13 protein-coding genes are annotated in these 19261 nt (G+C 62.2%); 7 read left to right on the forward strand and 6 right to left on the reverse strand.

The features are described 5' to 3' along the window. The first annotated feature begins 18 nt into the window (after positions 1-18). Entirely contained in the window at positions 19-1269 is a 1251-nt protein-coding gene (gene glgC / locus JFN93_RS14300) for a glucose-1-phosphate adenylyltransferase (RefSeq protein WP_199384775.1), read from the forward strand. 355 nt (positions 1270-1624) lie between these two features. On the opposite strand, the gene msrA is transcribed toward glgC, so the two are convergent. Then, positions 1625-2161, reverse strand: coding sequence for a peptide-methionine (S)-S-oxide reductase MsrA (gene msrA / locus JFN93_RS14305; protein WP_199384776.1), 537 nt, complete (start codon positions 2159-2161; stop codon positions 1625-1627). A 123-nt stretch (positions 2162-2284) separates the two neighbouring features. Beyond that, positions 2285-4066, reverse strand: a complete 1782-nt coding sequence (locus JFN93_RS14310; RefSeq protein ID WP_215907762.1) for a GspE/PulE family protein — start codon at positions 4064-4066, stop codon at positions 2285-2287. A 155-nt stretch (positions 4067-4221) separates the two neighbouring features. Here JFN93_RS14310 and JFN93_RS14315 point away from each other — a divergent pair, with 155 nt between their 5' ends. The 3 genes from JFN93_RS14315 to lpxC all read left to right on the forward strand — a co-directional run bounded on the left by JFN93_RS14315 (position 4222) and on the right by lpxC (position 7304). Then, entirely contained in the window at positions 4222-4545 is a 324-nt protein-coding gene (locus JFN93_RS14315; protein WP_199384777.1) for a phasin family protein, read from the forward strand. After that, positions 4539-6215, forward strand: a complete 1677-nt coding sequence (locus tag JFN93_RS14320; RefSeq protein WP_199384778.1) for an ABC1 kinase family protein — start codon at positions 4539-4541, stop codon at positions 6213-6215. Before JFN93_RS14315 ends, JFN93_RS14320 begins: the two co-directional genes overlap by 7 nt. Before the next feature lie 180 nt (positions 6216-6395). After that, positions 6396-7304 carry a UDP-3-O-acyl-N-acetylglucosamine deacetylase gene (gene lpxC, locus JFN93_RS14325; RefSeq protein ID WP_199384779.1) on the forward strand — a complete coding sequence of 303 codons (909 nt, stop codon included), beginning with the start codon at positions 6396-6398 and terminating at the stop codon, positions 7302-7304. Between the two features lie 203 nt (positions 7305-7507). Here the strand turns inward: lpxC and JFN93_RS14330 are convergent, their stop codons facing one another. Both JFN93_RS14330 and JFN93_RS14335 read right to left on the reverse strand, forming a co-directional pair. Next, entirely contained in the window at positions 7508-8761 is a 1254-nt protein-coding gene (locus JFN93_RS14330) for a serpin family protein (protein ID WP_199384780.1), read from the reverse strand. A 71-nt stretch (positions 8762-8832) separates the two neighbouring features. Further along, complete coding sequence (locus JFN93_RS14335; RefSeq protein ID WP_199384781.1) at positions 8833-9687, reverse strand: TraB/GumN family protein; 855 nt, start codon at positions 9685-9687, stop codon at positions 8833-8835. 272 nt (positions 9688-9959) lie between these two features. Here JFN93_RS14335 and JFN93_RS14340 point away from each other — a divergent pair, with 272 nt between their 5' ends. The 3 genes from JFN93_RS14340 (at position 9960) to JFN93_RS14350 (ending at position 16205) form a co-directional block, all read left to right on the forward strand. Then, on the forward strand, positions 9960-12194 hold the full coding sequence (locus tag JFN93_RS14340; RefSeq protein WP_199384782.1) for a sensor histidine kinase: 2235 nt from the start codon (positions 9960-9962) through the stop codon (positions 12192-12194). Positions 12195-12504: 310 nt separating this feature from the next. After that, a complete protein-coding gene (locus JFN93_RS14345) occupies positions 12505-15699 on the forward strand; it encodes a YhdP family protein (RefSeq protein ID WP_199384783.1) in 3195 nt (1064 codons plus the stop codon). Positions 15700-15791: 92 nt separating this feature from the next. Then, a complete protein-coding gene (locus JFN93_RS14350; protein WP_199384784.1) occupies positions 15792-16205 on the forward strand; it encodes a hypothetical protein in 414 nt (137 codons plus the stop codon). A 67-nt stretch (positions 16206-16272) separates the two neighbouring features. Here the strand turns inward: JFN93_RS14350 and JFN93_RS14355 are convergent, their stop codons facing one another. Beyond that, on the reverse strand, positions 16273-17967 hold the full coding sequence (locus JFN93_RS14355) for a B12-binding domain-containing radical SAM protein (RefSeq protein ID WP_199384785.1): 1695 nt from the start codon (positions 17965-17967) through the stop codon (positions 16273-16275). A gap of 177 nt (positions 17968-18144) precedes the next feature. Then, on the reverse strand, positions 18145-19176 hold the full coding sequence (locus JFN93_RS14360) for a C40 family peptidase (protein WP_199384786.1): 1032 nt from the start codon (positions 19174-19176) through the stop codon (positions 18145-18147). Between the last annotated feature and the right edge of the window lie 85 nt (positions 19177-19261).

Raw genomic sequence — 19261 nt, forward strand, 5'->3', positions numbered from 1 at the left:
TGATCGAGGGAGGCTGCCATGTATGCAATGAGTAACCTGGGGAAAAACACCATAGCAATGGTCCTGGCGGGCGGAAAGGGAGAGCGGCTGAGCCCGCTCACGATCCGCCGGGCCAAGCCGAGCGTCATGTTCGGCGGGAAGTACAAGATCATCGACTTCGTCCTGAGCAACCTCTTCAACTCCGGTATCAAGAAGGTCTACATCCTGACCCAGTACCGCGCCTACTCGCTGAGCAAGCACATCCGCGAGTCGTGGGGGAAATGGACCGGTCTCGGCGAGTTCTTCGTCGCGATCTCCCCGGAGACGAACAGCGAGTGCGAGGAGTGGTTCAAGGGAACGGCCGATGCGATCCTGCAGTACCTGAGGTTCGTGGAGTCCACCGATGCCGATTACGTGGCCATCTTCGGCGGCGACCACATTTATAAGATGGACATCAGCCAGATGATTGAGGTCCACCGCAGGAACCGGGCCGACATCACCATTGCCGCGCTCGAAGTTCCCGTGCAGGAAGCCAAACGCTTCGGCGTCTTCACCGTCGACGACGACAGCCGGGTCATCGGCTTCACCGAAAAACCGGCCAATCCGGAACCGATTCCGGGGCGCAGCACCTGCTTCGCCTCCATGGGGAACTACATCTTCTCCACGAAGAAACTCATCGAGGTGCTGCAAAACGGGAAAAAGAAACACGAGGACCTGGACTTCGGCAAGCACGTCATCCCGATGATGCTGGAAAGCGGGGACAAGGTCGTCGCCTACAACTTCAACGACAACATCATCCCCGGGATGAAGGCCGAAGAGCGCGGCTACTGGAAAGACGTCGGGACCATCGACTCCTACTACGCGGCCAACATGGACCTGATCCACGTCTCCCCGCAGTTGGATCTTTACAATTACAAGTGGCCGATCCTCACCAACCAGGGGAACCTGCCGCCGGCAAAGACGGTCTTTGACGAAGACGACCGCCGGGGCCAGAACATCGACTCCTACGTTTGTGCCGGTTGCATCACCAGCGGCGGCACGGTGCGGCGTTCCATCCTTGGCCCGCGCTGCAAGGTGAACAGCTACAGCCTGGTTGAGGACTGCATCCTCTTCGAAAACGTGAACGTGGGCCGGCACGCCAAGCTCAAAAAGGTCATCGTGGACAAGAACATCGTGATCCCGGAAGGCACCGAGATCGGCTACGACCACGACGAGGACCGCCGCCGCGGCTTTCGGGTCACCGAGTCCGGGATCGTGGTCGTGTCGGCGCAGACGCGCTATGAGATGTAAGGCAATGGACAATTGACAAGCTGGTTAGAATCAAACCCTCATATCCCCCTCTCACTCTGGTGGAGGGTGCCCGGAGGGCAGGTGAGGGAAGGCTCTTCGTGGCGAATTCCCTCACCCCGCCCCTCTCCCGGAGGGAGAGGGAGATTACCTTCGTCTGGTATGAAGATTGACGCTCATACAAAGGACAACGAAAAGCTTCCTTTGTTGGGATAACTCTGTGGGAGCGCGTTTCGAAGAGCACCAAGGCAAAAGGCCCCGCCGAGATAATCGACGGGGCCTTTCCTTATGGGGAAAACCGGCACCACACACTGTAGGGACGCAGCATGCTGCGCCCGTCCGACCTTCGGGGTTTTAACTACTTCCCCTTCCAAAGTGCCTTGAGCTGTCCGTCTCTGCCGCAGGCGCGGTGGTAATTTTCGTAGCGGAGCTGGTTCTTGATATAGAACTGGCGGTGGTAGTCCTCGGCGACGTAAAACTCCGAGGCGGGACGGATCTCGGTTCGGATCGGTTTCGGCACGACGCGACCTTCCTCCAGCTCCTTCCTGGACTCCTCGGCGACCCGCTTCTGCTCCTCATTGGTATAGAAGACGGCGGTCTGGTACTGGGTACCGTAGTCGCAGAACTGGCGGTTGATGACGGTGGGATCGATGTTGCGCCAGAAGATGTCGATCAGCTGCCGATACGTTACCTTCGACGGATCGAACTCGATCCGGACCGCCTCGACATGTCCGGTGTCCCCCTCGCAGACCTCCTCGTAGGTCGGGTCCTTCACGTGACCACCGGTGTAACCGGGCATCACCGAGGCGACGCCGTCGAGTTTGTCGAAGACCGGCTCCATGCACCAGAAGCACCCGCCGGCGAAGATCGCAGTTTCCAGGTTTTCTTTGGTCATAGTAGTTGCGCCTCCTTCAGCCATTCTAACTGATCCCTCTCGTGACTGTCATGAGCAATGAGGTTCCTGCTCTCTGCTTTCTGCTCACTGCTCTATGCTCTATGCTCTTTGCTCTTTGCCCCGTCATCCCGTGACCGCGACGACCTCTTCGTAGGTCGTGACCCCCTCCAGCATCTTGCGCACGGCGAGCTCCCGCAGGGGGATCAGGCCGTCCCGCCGTGCCGCCGCCTGCAGGTCGGTCAGCACCAGGTGGTCGCTCACGATCTCCTTCACGGAATCGTTGAGGTCGAGCACTTCGAAGATCCCGGTCCGCCCCTTGTACCCGGTCCCCCGGCATTCGGCGCACCCCTCTCCAAACCAGACCCGCTCTTTCTTGGTGAGCTGCAGGTATTCGGCCTCCTCGTGCGAGAGGTGCCGCTCCTTCTTACAGGCGGGACAGATCTTGCGCAAAAGCCGCTGCGCCATGATCCCGATCACCGTGGAGGAGATGAGAAACGAAGGAACCCCCAGGTCGAGCAGTCGGGTGACCGAAGAAGGGGCGTCGTTGGTGTGCAGCGTGGAAAGGACCAGGTGCCCGGTGAGGGCGGCCTGCACCGCGTTCTCCGCGGTCTCCCGATCACGGATCTCGCCGATCATGATGATGTCCGGGTCCTGGCGCAGGATGTTGCGCAGCACCTTGTCGAAGGTGACTCCGATCTGGCTTTGCACCCCGACCTGGTTGAACTCCTCCATCACCATCTCGATCGGATCCTCGACCGTTACTATGTTCACCTCCGGCGAGGAGAGGGTGCGCAGCGAGGAGTAGAGGGTCGTCGTCTTGCCGCTGCCGGTCGGCCCGGTGACCAGGATGATCCCGTTCGGGCGATGGATGAAGGACTGGTAGAGCTGGTACTCGCGCGGGTAGAACCCGATCTGGTCGAGCTCCTGCATGAGGACGTCGGGGTCGAAGATCCTGATCACCACCTTCTCGCCAAAGGCGACCGGAAGGGTCGAGACGCGCAGCTCGATCTCCTTGTTCTTGTGGCTCGTCTTGATCCGGCCGTCCTGGGGACGCCGTTTCTCGGCGAGATCCATCCGCGAGAGCATCTTGATCCGGGAGACGATCGGGGCGTGCAGCGGCTTGGGCACGTCGTGCACGTTGTGCAGCACCCCGTCGACCCGCAGGCGCACCAGGGTTTTCTCCCGCTTGGGCTCGATATGGATATCGCTCGCCCGCTGGTCGAAGGCGTACTGCAGCAGGAATTCCACGGCGGAAACGATGTGTCGGTCGCTCCCGTCGATCTCCTGCCCCAGCTTCAGCCGGACGAACTGCTCCAGGTTGCCGAGATCGACGCTCTCCCTCACTTCGTCCTGTGCCGCCTGCACCGAGGCGCGGAAGCCGAAGAACTCCCGCAGGATCTTCAGGATGTCGTTACGCGAGGCGAGGACGCGGTTGAATTCCTGCCGCTTGAGCTGCCGGAGCTCGTCCACCACCTCCTGGTTGAAGGGGTCGGCCACGGCAAGGGTTACCACGCCGTTGGTCACCGAAATCGGCACGATCAGGTGCTTGAGGGCGAACGGGCGCGGGATGTGCGCGGTGACCACGTCGAGGTTGAGCTTCATCGGGTCGATCTTCAGGTACGGCATCCCCAAAACGGACGCGATCACCTCGGTGATGGCATCCTCGGTAAGCAGGCGACCGCTGCCGGCAGCCTCCAGGTTCAACGAGGCGATCACCTCGGCCGGCGAGACCTTCTCCGGGATCTGGTGCAGCCGCCGCGAATACCCGGCCTGCTGCGCTTGCTGCAGCCGGGCCGCCTGGTGCTCCCCCTGCTCCAGGATCACCCGGAACTGGGCCTCGTCGATCACCTGACGCTGCAGGAGGATCTGCCCGACGTTCTTTATGGTAAGGGTCTGTTTTTTCATTATTAAGGCTCCTTGCAAGAAAACATCTCGGAGTATCTGTGAGAACCCCAATAAAGTCAAGGACGTGGCGAGTTGACATTAAAGACCAAAAGGCTACATTTAATTAGCCGTTCGGGCACCAATGAAAGGGAGTTCAGCTCCCCAAGGAGGCCGTGATGATCGAGATACTGGAAAAAGCCGTGCTCACCGCACTGGGGGCCGCATCGCTGACCCAGAAAAAGGCGGAGGAAATGGTCGAGGAACTGAAGGCCCGCTACAAAATGAGCGAAGAGGAAGGCAGGGCCTTCATGGAACGGATCCAGGAGATGGCCCGCGCCGGCAAGGAGCGGAGCACCGATTTCGCCGAGACCGAGGTGAAACGGGTCCTGGACCGGATCGGGGTGATCACCCGCGAGGAGTTCGACCTGCTGAAGCGGCGCGTCGACGGGCTTGAGGCGCGGCAGCGCCCGGTGGATGACGAGCCGGGACCGGAATGCTGAGCCTTTTCCGCTTCAACCGCAACATCAGGAGCATCAAGCGGTACCGTCAGATCATCGCCGTATTGGCCAGCTACGGTCTGTTCCAGCTGCTGGACTACCTGAACCTGGCCCAGTTCGTCAAACGGCGCGGCATCTTCGCCCGCGGCGGAATTGCCGACCTCTCCACCGAGGAAAGGGTGAGGCTCGCCCTCGAGGAGCTGGGGCCGACGTTCATCAAGCTCGGGCAGTTGCTCTCGACCCGCGCCGACATCATTCCCCCCTCCTACATCAAGGAACTCTCCCAGCTCCAGGACCGGGTCCCGTCGATCCCCTACGAGGAGATCCACGCCCAGATCGAGCGCGAGCTCGGGGTCCTGGTGGAACTCAGGTTTGCCGAGCTGAACCGGGAGGCGATCGCGGCGGCATCGATTGCGCAGGTGCACCGGGCGCGGCTCCACTCGGGAGAAGAGGTCGTGGTGAAGGTGCGCCGCCCCGACGTGGAGAAGCTCGTCGAGACCGACATCGACATCATGCTCGGGATGGCGATGCTCCTGGAACGCCACATCCCCCGTTCGGACATCTACGATCCGGTCGGGGTGGTGCGGGAGTTTGCCCACACCATCCGAAGGGAGCTGGACCTCTCGCGCGAAGGGCATACCATCGAGAAGATCCGGGACAACTTCCAGGGCGATGCGACGCTGTACTTTCCGAAGGTCTACTGGGAGGCGACCGCCCGCGGCGTGCTCACCATCGAGTATGTCGCGGGGATCAAGGTGAACGACAACGCCGCGCTCGACGCCGCCGGCCTGAACCGGCGCGAGATCGCGCGGCGCGGGGCCCACGCCTTCTTGAAGATGGTGCTCAACCACGGCTTCTTCCATGGCGACCCCCATCCCGGCAACGTCCTGATCCTCCCCCAAAACGTCATCTGTCTCCTCGATTTCGGCATGGTGGGAAGGCTCACCAGCAGCCTCAAGGCCTATCTCACCGACGTCCTCGGCGCCGTCATCAACCGCGACGTGGAAGAGCTGGTCCACACCATCCTCACCGCCGGCGACAACACCGACAACGTCGACGTCAACGGCCTCAAACGGGCCCTCGCCGACTTCATCGACAGCTACTACGAAATCCCGCTCCGCGAGATCGAAGTCGGCCGGATGCTCATGGAGTTCATCGACATCATCTCCACCTACCGGATCAAGATCGATCCGGACCTGACCATGCTGGTGAAGGTCCTCGTGGTCATCGAGGGTATGGGGCGCCAGCTCGACCCGGAGTTCGACATGGTGGAGCACCTCCGCCCCTTCCTGACCCAGGCCTTCCATGAAAAGCATTCGCCGGGACGCGTGGTCCGGGAAATGGGGGGCGCCATCGACGCCTACCTCTCGTTGGCCAAGAACCTGCCCCGCGACTTCCGGGAGATCCTCAACAAGATCAACCGGAACAAGTTTCGCATCGACCTGGAGCACCGCGGCCTGGACCGCTTCTCCCGGGAACTGGACCGCTCGGCGAACCGGCTCTCCCTGTCGATGATCATCGCGGCGCTCATCATCGGCTCCTCGATCGCCATGCACACCACCCGCGGCCCGGCGATCATGGGTGTTCCCGCCTTCGCCTTCCTCGGCTATCTCATCGCGGCGCTCATCGGGCTATGGTGGATCGTCGCCATCCTCCGCTCGGGAAGACTGTAGCGCGCCGACCGCGACTGTGTCGAAAACGCAACACCCTCCGTTGCTTTTGCACCACACTCAACCCCTCAGAAACACAGAAATCCACATCCCTTTTCCCGGTATACACGCTCTGGTGCGGCAAATTCTCATTGGCCCGGTTCTTGCTGAATAGTAGGTACACTGACTAATTCGGAGAGAACCATGATTTTCCAAAAAACGATCAGGAACAAGACGACCTTCAGTGGGATCGGGCTGCACACCGGCAAAACCATCACCATGACCGTGCGCCCCGCCGATGCTGGAACCGGCATCGTCTTTCACCGTGTAGACCTCTCTCCGGCGGTTTCCATCGAGGCAAAAGCAACCAACGTCGTCGACACCCGGCTTTCCACCACGGTCGGCAACGCGGGCGGCACCGTCTCGACCATCGAGCACCTGATGGCGGCGCTTTTCGCCGCGGAGATCGACAACGCCCACATCGACATCGACGGGCCCGAAGTTCCGGTCATGGACGGCAGCGCCCGCATCTTCGCCGAACAGTTCGCCCAGGTCGGGGTCCAGGGACTCTCCAAGGCGCGTCGCTTTCTGGTGATCAAAAAGTCCGTGACCCTTACCGAGGGGGACAAGAAGATCTCCATCCACCCGGCCCGCCGCTACCAGATCTCCTTCGACCTGCAGTACGACCACCCGGTGGTGGGGCACCAGTTCCACACCTTCCAGTTCGACCCGAAGCATTTCGGGGCCGAGATCGCGCCGGCCCGCACCTTCGGGTTCGAGAAGGAATTCGAGCTCCTCAAGAGCCACGGGCTGGGCCGCGGCGCCTCCCTCGAGAACGCGGTCGGCATCAGCGACGAAGGGATCCTCAACCCGGAAGGCCTGCGCTTCTCCGACGAGTTCGTGCGCCACAAGATCCTGGATGCGCTCGGCGACCTCTCCCTGGCCGGATTCCCGCTCATCGGTCACGTGAAAGCGCTCAAGAGCGGTCACGACATGAACAACAAGCTGCTGCGCGAGGTTCTCAATCGCCCCGACTGCTACGAGATCACCGAACTCGTCCGTCCGGCGGCCAACACCCAGTTCATCCCCGAACTGGCCTGGCTGGAGGCGTAAGCGACCATCAATACGGCCGTCAGCGACGCTCGACGCAGACAATGGAAAAGGCAGTCCCGAAACGGGCTGCCTTTTTTGTTTTTCCCAGGTCTGCCCTCGCCCTCCGGGTGAGGGCGGCCGCAGGCCGGGAGAGGGTCGGTGATCCCCACAGGGCCGCGGCCCTCACCCCGGCCCTCTCCCGGCGGGAGAGGGAGGTATCGGAGTTACGGCTCCACCACCCTCCCGATAAAGAGCACGCTCCCGGTCTGGTGGTCCCGGATCAGGAAGAGGAAGGGGTGATCCGCCCGGAAGGTCACCGTCCGCGACGGCGCCACGGCGGCCATCCGTAACGCTCCGGCGGTTGCCGCGGCCGCCTCGGTCCCCTCCTCGTTCACCTCGACGAAAGCCTTGTGGTACAGCTCGCTCACGTAGAGGTCCCTCCGGCCGTTCATGCCCGAAAGATCCGCTCCCCCGGTAAAAAGAAGCCGCAGCCCCAGGCTCTCCAACGGCCGGCGCAGATCCTGCGTCCCCCATACCATCTGGAACTTCGGCAGGTAGACGTCGACCCGCTGCTCCATCATGTTGCCCAGCCACAGGTCCAGGTTCTTCCGGGTCAGCTGGCTCTCGGCGGCGGCAAATTCCTCAGGATCGTTGGGCAGGATCACGATCATGGAAAGGTCGTTTCCCTGGTACGGCAACTCCAGGAGCTTGCCGCCAGCAAACTCCCGGTACCGGTAGCGCCCGGTCCGGTTCATCAACATCACGCTCTTTTTCCCGCCGTCCAGCAAGGCAAATGGTGCCGGGCGGGTATGTTTCGGGTCGAACTGGCGAGCCCACTTCCCTTTGAAGTAGATGGCGTTCACCACGACCATGACCGTCGCGGCATCCAGGTCCGGGGGGACGATCCGGTCGATCTTCCCTTCCGTTTTCTGGCTGACCCAGCTGTTGATCCGGTGCGGCGCGTCCGGACCGCCGTACTTCACCGGGAACAGGGCGGCCTGGTAGTCACGCTTGGCGAGGGCAAGGTAGTCGGGGAGCAAAGCATACCCCTGCCGGGGCCAGAGCGAGTTCGCGGTACGCAGTTGCACGTTCCCCTTGCGCTGGAGCTGATCGAGATGGGAGTTGAGCTCGGCAAAGGCGGGGTGGGTCCTTTGCGGGCCGAGGTCGAAGTGCAGGGTCCGGGCGATTTCCTGGGCGGTGCTGCCGCGCGCACCGCCGTAGAGAAGCGCCATGACGGAGGAGATGCTGTAGGGAGAAAAGAAGAGGTTTCCCTTGCGGGGTTTCAGTGCAGCGTAGAGATCAAGGGCAAAGGCCGTGTTGCCGGCTGCCATCTCGGCGACGGCAGCACCGTTTTTCGCCGCGGCCTGGGGAGCCGTGCCGGAATTACCGTTGCCCGGGTTGCGGGCGAAGGCAGCCGGAACCGTCCCCCCGGCAAGGAGCGTCATTACGACGAGGATTCCCAGAAATCGCGTGGCCATACCATCCTCCCCTGCTCGTTCAGATGCGGTTGATGGTGCCGAAACGACAGCTTCGGAACCGCCGAAGGCGGTCAGTACTTTTCGATGCGGTAGCCCCTCTTCCTGAGGGTCTCGATGATCCCGTCCGGGCCGACCAGGTGTCCCGCCCCGACCAGGTAGAAGCGGACCTGCGGGTTTTTGGCGTCAATCTCGGGGAGCCAGTTGTTGTTGCGGTCGGTGATGAGTTTCTGGTACAGCTTCGGTTGTCCCGTCTTCATGTCCCGGTTGATCAGCTCGTCGAGCTTGGCCGCGTCCCCCTTGCGCCAGGCCCTTTCCAGATCGTCGAACGAGGCGGTCGCGGTCTTGAGGTCCTTGAGCGAATAGGTGACGAAGTCGTCCTCGTCGCCGTCGGCCATGGTCACCAGGTAATCGATCTGCTGATCGACCGTTTCCAGCCCCAGCACCTTCTTGTTGTCCTTCTTGGCCTGCCGGTAGTAGTAATCGTCCACCCCGTGCCGGGTCACCCCGAATTTCGTCAGCTCCATCATGGTCAGGGCGGTCATCACCAGGGACGGCTTGTAACGGCTGAGCGCCTGCAGCGGAATACCGTTCGCCGCACAGTATTCCTTCAAGGCCCGATAGGCGGCCGGCGACAGATGCTGGTCGATGGTGCCGCCATTGGGATAGACGGCCTTTTCCATGATGGCCCGCTGGGCGGCCGGGTCCTGCAGTTGGCCGATGTCGGTCTCGAACACCACCACCTGGGCCGCCCGGTACGCCTTCTCGTACTCCGGCGGCAGGGGGAAGTCGGAATCGCGCAGGATATGGAAGGTCCCCCCCAGGTAGACGACGGAGTTTCCCTTCTGGGCCTTCCAGACCAGCGCATCGGCCAGGGCGGAAGTGGCGAGGAGCAAAACGAGCGCGATGCTCGCGAGCAGTCGTTTCATGGGATCCTCTTCGGAAGATGTGGCATTGGTTCCGGGCGCTGCCGGATGCAGATGATAATACGAGGCGGGAGAGGGGAATTCAACACCTGATTCGCCCTGGCTGCCGTGCGTGAGGTTCGGTGAAAGATCGTGGAGAGGTCCCATGCCGAAAGGCTCAACAGCATCCGACGCTGGAACGCCGTATGAAGCCCCGATGCCCTTGTATTCCCCGCCCCTTTCGTATAAAGTGGGTCGATTTCCAAAACCTCGGTAAATTCGGCAAAAGGGCCCGGATGCTGCAGAAAGAAACCATCGAGCTCCCCCCCGCGGAGCTGAAGAAAAGAAAGCGCGAAGGCTTCATCGTCGCCTTGTCGCTGGTCTTCATCCTGCTTTTGATGGCAGGCGAGATCCACCTCTCCCGCTTGAGCTCCGAAGTCCCCATGGGGAGCAACATCCTCATCTTCGGGATCATCGACATCATCATCCTCCTGATCATCCTGCTGGTCTACCTGGTATTCCGCAACCTCGCGAAACTCCTCCTGGAACGGAAGAAAAACGCCCCCGGCGCCAAGTTACGCACCAAGCTCGTCGCCGCCTTCGTTTCGCTCTCGCTGGTCCCGACCATGCTCCTTTTCTTCGTCTCGGCCGGCTTCATCTCGAACAGCATCCAGAACTGGTTCAACAAACAGGTCGAGAATTCGCTCAACGAGTCGATGGAGGTCGCCCAGACCTATTACAAGAGTTCGGCCGCGAACGCCTTGTACTACGGGCAGCAGATCGCCGACCTGATCCGGGACCAGAAGCTTTTGAACGACCAGAAGCTTCCCGACCTGAAGGAACTGGTCCGGCTCAAGCAGAAGGAATACAACCTCGGAGTGGTGGAGGTGTTCTCGGCGCAGCGCGAGGAGTTGATCCGCGCCAGCAATCCGAAGGTCCCCCAGGGGGATTTCACCAACCCCTCCTCGGAGGACATCAACGTCGGGCTCGCCGGCGAGAAACTGACCCGGATCAACTCCGTGGGCAAGGCGGACCTGATCCGGGGCATCGTCCCGGTCCGGTCCACCTGGAACAACAAGGACGTCGTCGGGGTCGTCGTCGTCAACTACTACGTCCCCTACTCTCTGGTCTCCAAGATGAAGGAGATCTCCTCGTCCTACCACGACTTCCGGCAGCTCAAGATCATGAAGAACCCGATCCGGACCGGGTACATCCTCACCCTGTTCCTGATCACCATGGTCATCATCTTCCTCGCGGTCTGGTTCGGGGTCTACCTCGCCCGCAGCCTCACCATCCCGATCCAGGAGCTCGCCGAAGCGACCCGGCAGGTCGCCGAGGGGAACCTGGAGGTCCATCTCGGGGAGAGCAGCCACGACGAGATCGGGATGCTGATCACCTCCTTCAACCGGATGACCCAGGACCTGAAGGAAAACCAGCTCGCCCTGCAGCGGACCAACGAGGAGCTGAAGAAAAGCAACCTGGAGCTCGAGCAGCGCCGCCTCTACATGGAAACGGTGCTCGCCAACGTGAGCGCGGGGATCATCTCGGTCGACAAGGACGGCGTCCTGACCACGGTGAACAAGTCCGCCGAGAAGCTCCTCCTGATCAACACCGAACGGGTCGCCGGCCGGAATTTCCGCGAGGTGCTGCAGCCGGCCCACCTCGACATCGTGAAGGGCCTTTTGCGCGACATGGTCCTCACCAAGAAGGATTCCATCACCAAGCAGGTGAGCATCCCGATGCGGGAGGGGGAGCTCACCCTGCTCACCAACCTGACCGTTTTGAAGGACGACCGGGACGCCTTCCTCGGCATGGTGGTCGTGCTCGACGACCTGACCAACCTGATCAAGGCGCAACGGATGGCAGCCTGGCGCGAGGTGGCGCGGCGCATCGCCCATGAGATCAAGAACCCGCTCACCCCGATCCGGCTCTCCGCGCAACGCCTGCGCAAACGGTTCCTGGACCGGTTTGCCGAGGACGACCGGGTCTTCGACGACTGCACCGCAATGATCATCAAGTCGGTCGACGAATTGAAGACGCTGGTGGACGAGTTCTCCAACTTTGCGCGGATGCCGGCGGCGCACCCCAAGCCGTGCGACCTGAACGCCCTGCTCAAGGAAGCGCTCACCCTCTACGTCGAGGCGCACCGCGACATCAACTTCGCGCTGAAGACCGACGATACCCTGCCGCTCATCCCGCTGGACCGCGACCAGATCAAACGGGTGCTGATCAACCTTCTGGACAACGCCGTCGCGGCCATCGAGGAGCAGGGCGAGATCGTGCTTACCAGCGCCTACAACGCGGAGCTCAAGATGGCGACCTTCGTCGTCTCGGACAACGGGCACGGCATCGCCCCCGAGGATCGGCCGCGGCTTTTCGAGCCGTACTTTTCGCGCAAGAAAAGCGGGACCGGCCTGGGGCTCGCCATCGTCAACACGATCATCGCCGACCACCACGGGTTCATCCGGGCCAAGGAGAACATGCCCAAGGGGAGCCGCTTCATCATCGAGCTTCCCGCCGAGCAGAGCTAAGGGTATGAAGTCCCCCTTTGAAAAAGGGGGATTGATGGGGGGGTGCCGTTGAGGTTTTCCTCCCTTACCCCGAGAAAAAAACCTTAAAATCAAATCCCCCCCAGCCCCCCTTTGCCAAAGGGGGGGACTCAAGGACTGCCCCTTTGCCAAAGGGGGGGACTCAAGGACTGCCCCTTTGGCAAAGGGGGGGAACTCAAGATTGCCCCTTTGGCAAAGGGGGGGAACTCAAGATTGCCCTTTTGGCAAGGGGGGGAGTTCAGAGATTGCCCCTGCGTCAATGGGGTAGTTTTTCGGATACGGAAGATAAGTTATGGCCTTCAAGCGGCTACGCGCCTGGATATTGCCCGTCATCATGCTCACCGTCTCGCTCGCGGTCATCGGGGTGAGCCTGGGCATCAAGCTCCTGGATCTCGACACCTACAAGGAGCAGATCATCGCCGGGGTGCGTGCCTCCCTGAACCGGGAGCTGCGCTACGAAAGCGGCGAGTTCTCGCTGCGCCCCGGCCCCGGGTTCACCTTCACCGGGGTCCGGATCAAGGAAAAGGACGGCGTCGGCGAATTTGTCCGGGCCGACCGCCTCACCATCGGCGTCGCCCTCTGGCCGCTGCTGCAGAAAAGGATCGTCCTGAACTACGTCGAGCTGGACCACCCGGTTCTCAACCTTTCCCGCGACGAGCACGGCGTGCTGAACGTCAATGACCTGCTGGAGCAAAAAGGGGGCGAGACCCGGATCGAAGGGATCAAGCTGAAACAGGCGACGGTGAATTTCACCGACCGGGCCGTCGCGCAAACTCCCGTCATTACCGGACTTACCGGCACCGATCTCGCCATGACCGAGTTTCAGCGCGGCAAGGAGTGCCACCTCAACCTCAAGGGCACCCTCAACGCCGGAGGGCGCCAGGCCCCCGTCTCGATCGGCACCACGTTCAAGATCGCGCCCCGGGGGGTCAAGTTCACCGAAAGCTTCTTCAACGGCAAGGTCCAGACCGGCGCGGTGAACGCCACCCACTTCCTTCCTTACTACGGGAAGTACCTCCCCTTCCGCTACTTCGGCGGCGACGTCGCGACCGACTTCGTTTTCCGGGGCAAGCTCAACGACTTCAAAAGCAAAGGGTCCTTCCAGGTCACCCGGCTCTATCTCGACTATCCGAAGGTGTTCCACGCCGTACTCGCCCCGCGCCTGGTCAAGGGGTCGTGCGAACTGGAACTCACCCCGCGCCAGCTCAACATCTCCAACATCAAGGCGAACGTCGACGGGCTCGGCGTCGCCGGCACCTGCCGGCTGGTCGATCTCTACAGCAGGGATATCCGGATCGTTGCCCGGGCCTCCACCACCAGCTTCAACCTCCAGGAGTTCCGGCAGTACATCCCGTACGGCATCATCGTCAAGGACACCGCCGACTTCATCGAGCAGAAGCTGCGCGGCGGCATCTACAAGCTTGACGACGCCCGCCTCGACGGGAGGGTGAGCCAGATCCTCCACATGGAGCGGGGCCGGAACTACAACGTCCTTACCGCCCTGGCCCACGTGCAGGACGGTCTCATCACCTACGGCGGCGGAATCCCCACCTTCAACGCGATCAAGGGTGAGCTGGAGCTGGCCGGAAAGGACTTCAACCTGAAGGGGATGAGCGGCCGTTTCGGCAGTTCGCCCTTCACCCTGAACGGGAGCCTCGCCGACTTCCCCCTCGACACGCCGACCCTCTATCCCTTCGTGATGAACATCCATCCCCGCCAGCCGGAACTCGCCTGGCTTTTGGGAGCCGGCAAGGGGGAGAGACTCGCCATCACCGACAACTCCCAGCTCAAACTGACCGGCAGCGGCAGCACCCGGCTCTTCAACCTCAAGGGGGATTGGGACCTCACCCCCGCCGCCTACCAGTTCCGCGGCGCGCTGGCCAAGCCCGCCGGCCGCGCCAACAGCGCCACCTTCCAGATGAGCTTCTCCGCGAAGGAGTTCATCCTGAACGCGCTGAACTTCCGACTGGCCCCCTTGGACCTCGCCGCCTCGGCCCGCTACCGCTACGGCGGCGGCCTGGCTCTGGAGATCAGGACCAACAACTTTGCCGTCGGGGAAGTCGCGCCGCTGGCCCCGCAACTGGCCAAGTACCACCCGGCCGGGAAGGTTCAGGCGACCCTGCACGGCAGGGGGAAAGGCCTCGATACCCTGGGGTGGGACGGCGAGCTGGCCCTGGCCGGGGTTTCCCTCAAGCCGAGCGAGAAGATGAAGCCCTTGACCGCCCTCACCGGGAACCTCCGGTTCGGACCCGATTCGGCGGAGAGCTCCCAGCTTTCCGGACGGATCGGAAACTCCACCTTCCACGGCAAGGGCAGCGTCACCGGATTCAAGGCACCGGCGCTGGCACTCAACTTCACCTCGCCGTCGATCGACCTCTCCGACCTCGGGATGGGAAATCCCCAGCAGCCGGTCCGGGCCGAACGGGTCTCCGGAAACGTGACCTACCGGGACAACAACCTGCAGATCGCCTACCTGGGGTGCCAGCTCGGGCATTCCCTGCTCGCGCTGAAGGGATCGGTCCAGGACCTGGACCACCCGCGTCTCGACCTCCAGGTCAACGCACCGCACCTGGAACTGGAAGACCTGAGCGCGCTGAACCGGATCTCTTCCGGCAAAGGGGGGGCGCCCATCGTCCTCAAGGCGAGCGTCGCGGCCGTCGAGGGGAAGGGGCACGACATCCCGTTCAAACGGCTGCGCTGCACCGTGCTCCAGGAGGACGGCATCCTCTACCTGCAGGGGGTGGAAGCGGGCACGCTGGACGGGGAGCTGACCGGCAAGGTCCGCCTCGATCCCGGCCCCGCCGGCCAGGCGCGCTACCAGGTCTCCTTTGCCCTGCAGCGAGCTTCGGCAGAGAAGCTGCTCCATGCGCTCGGGGTGAAAAAGCAGGAGCTGACCGGCAAGGTCTCGGTAAGCGGCGAACTGACCGCGAAAGGGGAAAGCTCGGCGGAGCTGCGCAAAACCGCCCTGGGATCGATTTCGATCCGGGCCGAGCACGGCACGATGCGGCGCTTCTCGGTCCTGTCCAAGGTCTTTTCCATCCTCAACGTGTCGCAGCTTTTGAAGTTTCACCTCCCGGACATGGTCTCCGGCGGGATGCCCTACAAGAAGATCACCGGCGACATTGCCATCCGCGACGGCGTCGCCTCGACCACCAACCTCTTCGTCGACTCCGAAGCGATCAACATCTCCACCGTCGGCAAGATCGACCTGGTGCGCAACGAGCTCGACCTGACCATCGGGGTGCAGCCGCTGCAGACCGTGGACAAGGTGGTGAGCAAGATCCCGATCGTGGGATGGATCCTCACCGGGAAGGACAAGTCGCTGGTGACCACCTATTTCGAGGCGAAGGGGCCGGTGGAAGATCCCAAGGTCACCGCCGTGCCGGTAAAGTCGCTGGCGAAGGGGGTCTTCAACATCTTCAAACGGGTGTTCGAGCTCCCGGCCCGACTGATCACCGACACGGGCGAGGTAGTGATCGGCAAATGAGGAAAGTTAGGAATTTTTTTTGTTGTGCTGTTATCGACGATTGTGCTATTTTGCCGACTGTTGTTCGGAATTCACCTAACTGGAGGAATACTGTGAAGAAAGTACTGGTAATGTTGGCAATTGTTGCTGTGGCAGCTGCCGGCTGCAAGAAGAAGGAAGAAGCACCCAAGGCTGCAGCTCCGGAGGCGGCACCCGCCGCAGGGCAGATGCCTGCAGCTGCACCTGGTGGTGGGGATCCCCATGCTGGCCTGAAAGCCCAGGAAATCAAACCGGGCAGCGGCCACAAAGGCAAAGTCCTCGAGACCATGGATTCCGCCGGTTACACCTACGTGCTGGTTGACGAAAACGGGCAGAAAGTCTGGGTTGCCGTCATGCAGACCAAGGTCAAGCAGGGCGACACCGTCGAGTTCCCGGACTCCCCGCCGATGATCAACTTCCAGAGCAAGACCCTGAAGCGTACCTTCGACAAGATCATCTTCGCTCCGGGCCTCGCAGTGAACAAATAAGCAGCACTCCGGTATAACGACAAAGAGGGGAGCAGCCAGCGGCGGCTCCCCTCTTTGCTTTTCTCCCCTACGTTCTCCGCCCCCGCGGCGGGCCACTGCCCGGCCCGAGCGCCGCGAGTCCTTCCTGCGCCGCCGCATCGGCGGGATCAAGTTCCAGCGCCTTCTCGTAGGAGCTGCGCGCCCCGGCGCGGTCCCCGCTCATCAGGGCCAACTCCCCCAGGGCGAGCCAGGCGGGCAGATGCTGCGGCACCAGCCGCGCGAGTTCCAGGTATGCCTTCTTCGCCTGGCCCACCATCCCAAGCCGCGCCGCGAGCCCCGCATACAACAGGTGCCCCCAGGGGTGGTCCGGCTCCCGCCGCATCATCTCCCGGTACACCTTGAGCGCCTCCTCGTATGCCTCCTCGCCCTCCAGGGTCTCGCCCCAGAGCATCTCGGTCACCGGGGCATAGCCGACCAGGGCCCGCTGGCGCTGGAAATCCTCCCGGGTGTAGCGCCCCCGTTCCCCGGCGCGGCGCAGCCCGGCCAACAGGGACTTGCGCGCCTTTTCCACGAAGGGATCGTGACGGACCAGGAAACCTTCCCCATCGGCACGGGCGAAAAGGGACGCATCCACCTCACCCCGGCCGGCAGCATCGGCGAACAGCCTGGTCCCGGGATAGTAGACGAGCGGCGAAACCTGGCCGTCGTGGGCCCGCATCTTTTCCACCAGGGCAAGCGTCTCCTTGAGCTGCGGCTCCCCTTCCCCCTCGATCCCGGTGATCAGGTAGACCGAGAGATTGATCCCCACCCGCCGCACCGCGGCGGCGGCCTTTTCCACCTGGGGGACCGTGATCCGCTTGCCGAGCGCCTTCAGCAGCTCCGGCGAGCCGGATTCGACGCCGAACTGGATGCATTCGCACCCCGCGCGCTTCATGGCGATGAGCATCTCCTCGTCGACCGCGTTGACCCGGGACTGGCAGTTCCAGAAGATGCCGACCCGCTCTTCACCGAGGAGCCGGCAGAACTCCAGCACCCGCTCGCGGTTGGCGGTAAAGGTATCGTCCCGGAACGAGAAGTAGACCAGGCCGTAGCGCTCCCGCAGGTAACGGATCTCGTCCACGATGGCCCGGGGCGACCGGAAACGGAGGCTCCTCCCCCAGAACAGCGGGGACGAGCAGAAATGACAGGAGGCCGGGCAGCCGCGCGAGGTGATCACGAATTCGAGCTGGCGCCGGGGATCGACGTTGAAGCTCCGCTCAAGGTGCCGTGCCGGCATCGGAAGGAGGTCGAGTTTGGGAATGGGGAGGCGGTGGGCGGTAGCCACGATCTTGCCCCGGGAGCGGTAGGCGATCCCGGCGATGCCGGAGAGGTCGCCGCCTGAGACCAGGGGTTTCAGCAGTTCCGCGAAGGTCTCCTCCCCCTCGCCGAGCACGATGGCATCGACGAACGGGGCCCCCGCGAGGGTCTCCTTGCAGGTGTGGGTGGCATGGGGGCCGCCCAGGACCACGCGACAGCCGGCATCGAGCTCCTTGGCGACCCGGGCCAGCTCCAGCGAATCGGCGCGGTTGTGGGTGAACTGGGAGATCCCGAGGACCTGGGGGCGCAGTTCCTTGAGGAGGGTGCGGACCCGCTTCCAGGGGACGCCGGAGAGGTTCGCCAGGGTGACCCGATGACCGAGGTTCGCAAGCACCGCGTTCAGGTAGAGAAGCCCCACCGGCAAAAGCGAGGTGAAGGGATCGCGCGCCCCTTCCGGGTGCGATCGGTAGGCCAATAGTATGTTCATGGCAGTTATGAACCCCATCCTCAACTTCCCCTCTCCTGGAAGGAGAAGGACGTTGAGGTCAAACGGTACGGGACGCAAACCCTCCGCGTTGGCTCGCGGTCACCGGCCGTTCGAGCACACAAAAAAATCCGGCCCCTGGTTGGGGCCGGATCGGTTGGTTCGGTACCTTAAAGCGGATCAGTTGCTCGTCAACCCGAGGGTGTCGTTGGCGAAGGTGTCGTCGGCAAGCTCCTCGTCGACGCCGATGATCAGGTCGTCGAGCTTGAAGACTTCAGGGTTCACCTTGGTGATCCGTTTCGCCCCCAGGTAGCGGGAGCGGTAGTAGGCAGTGTTCATCGGCGAAATCACCACGCGGTGGTCGCGGGACGAGGCGTGGATCATCTTGTTGTTGCCGAGGTAGATCCCGACGTGGGAAGCGTACGATGCGTAGGTGCTGAAGAAGATCAGGTCCCCCTTCTGCAGGTCACCCGGCGCTACGCTCCGCCCCACTTCGAACTGCTCGCGCGCGGTCCGCGGCAGGGAAACTTCCAGTTCGCGGAATACCTTCTGGACGAAGCCGGAGCAGTCGATGCCGCCGCTCTTGGAGGTGCCACCGAAGCGGTAGCGGGTTCCCAGGAAACCGTAGGCCGATTTCTTGAGCTCCTTGATGCCGTCGACTTTGAGCTCGCCGCTCTTTTTCAGGTCGACATTCTGCTGGGGCTCGTTCTCGGTGAGCTCCTGCAGGCTCTGCTCGTAATCCTTCTCGTTGTAAAGATCGCCATGACGCAGCTGCAGTTTCGCCTTGGCGTAACGCGGCTTCGCCTCCTCGGCGGGAGCTTGTTTCTCTTCCCTGAGTGCCAGGACCTTCCCTGCCTTCACCTTACCCGAATGCAGCCCGTTCAGCCTCTTGAGTTCTGCGATGGACACGCCGGTCTTCTTCGCGATCTTCGCCAGCGACTCGGTTTTCTTCACCTTGTAGACCGATGCATTGGCGGCGCTGGAGCCGGCAGCAACGGTACGGGGCGGGATAACGAGAACGTCTTTGGGCTTGATCTTGTCCCCGACGAGGTTGTTTGCTGATTTCAGCTCCTCCGGGGTGACGTGGTACTTCTTGGCGAGGCTATAAAGAGTTTCGTTCTTTTTGACGCGATGGGTCTTAGCTGCGTGGGCAAGAGAAGGGACGATCAAGATGAATACGCATAATGTGAACAGCCTTAGGCGTTTTACCATGAGCCCTCCTATGTTTTAGAAAAAAACGAGGTTGTTTTATATAACAGATTCCTCGTTTCGTCAACCCAAATGCCGGAATATCGAC

Source organism: Geomesophilobacter sediminis (genome assembly GCF_016458275.1).
In the GTDB taxonomy this organism is placed as follows: Bacteria; Desulfobacterota; Desulfuromonadia; order Geobacterales; family Geobacteraceae; genus Geomesophilobacter; species Geomesophilobacter sediminis.

Bases quoted from the DNA above. Each gene is read 5' to 3' on its own strand.
- glgC (WP_199384775.1), top strand. From the start codon at position 19: ATGTATGCAATGAGTAACCTGGGGAAAAACACCATAGCAATGGTCCTG.
- msrA (WP_199384776.1), bottom strand. From the start codon at position 2,161: ATGACCAAAGAAAACCTGGAAACTGCGATCTTCGCCGGCGGGTGCTTC.
- JFN93_RS14310 (WP_215907762.1), bottom strand. From the start codon at position 4,066: ATGAAAAAACAGACCCTTACCATAAAGAACGTCGGGCAGATCCTCCTG.
- JFN93_RS14315 (WP_199384777.1), top strand. From the start codon at position 4,222: ATGATCGAGATACTGGAAAAAGCCGTGCTCACCGCACTGGGGGCCGCA.
- JFN93_RS14320 (WP_199384778.1), top strand. From the start codon at position 4,539: ATGCTGAGCCTTTTCCGCTTCAACCGCAACATCAGGAGCATCAAGCGG.
- lpxC (WP_199384779.1), top strand. From the start codon at position 6,396: ATGATTTTCCAAAAAACGATCAGGAACAAGACGACCTTCAGTGGGATC.
- JFN93_RS14330 (WP_199384780.1), bottom strand. From the start codon at position 8,761: ATGGCCACGCGATTTCTGGGAATCCTCGTCGTAATGACGCTCCTTGCC.
- JFN93_RS14335 (WP_199384781.1), bottom strand. From the start codon at position 9,687: ATGAAACGACTGCTCGCGAGCATCGCGCTCGTTTTGCTCCTCGCCACT.
- JFN93_RS14340 (WP_199384782.1), top strand. From the start codon at position 9,960: ATGCTGCAGAAAGAAACCATCGAGCTCCCCCCCGCGGAGCTGAAGAAA.
- JFN93_RS14345 (WP_199384783.1), top strand. From the start codon at position 12,505: ATGGCCTTCAAGCGGCTACGCGCCTGGATATTGCCCGTCATCATGCTC.
- JFN93_RS14355 (WP_199384785.1), bottom strand. From the start codon at position 17,967: ATGAACATACTATTGGCCTACCGATCGCACCCGGAAGGGGCGCGCGAT.
- JFN93_RS14360 (WP_199384786.1), bottom strand. From the start codon at position 19,176: ATGGTAAAACGCCTAAGGCTGTTCACATTATGCGTATTCATCTTGATC.